General features: G+C 63.9%; 1 protein-coding gene. It reads left to right on the forward strand.

Annotated features, from left to right (window positions below):
- Positions 1-80: 80 nt before the first annotated feature.
- A partial coding sequence (locus ACEYW6_RS36785; RefSeq protein WP_412983690.1) for a chromate transporter occupies positions 81-244 on the forward strand: 164 nt, incomplete at its 3' end.

Here is a 244-nt window from a genome sequence, read left to right on the forward strand (position 1 = left end):
AAATGTGATTGCGGCTACCAAGACCAAAGGAACCGATCGATTCCAATAGTGCCGAGGCCAGGATCTTGCAGGCGAGCGCCATGGTGACGGACCTGGCCGCGAAGGCGGATTCGTCCCCTCCCCGCCATCCGACCCTCCTCGAAGCGACCTGGGTCTGGGCCCGCATCGGTCTTCTTTCGTTTGGCGGCCCGGCGGGTCAGATCGCGCTGATGCATCGGGAGCTCGTCGACGAGCGGCGGTGGAT

Origin of the sequence: Nostoc sp. UIC 10607 (assembly GCF_047228265.1) — a bacterium.
Taxonomy (GTDB): Bacteria; Cyanobacteriota; Cyanobacteriia; order Cyanobacteriales; family Nostocaceae; genus Nostoc; species Nostoc foliaceum_A.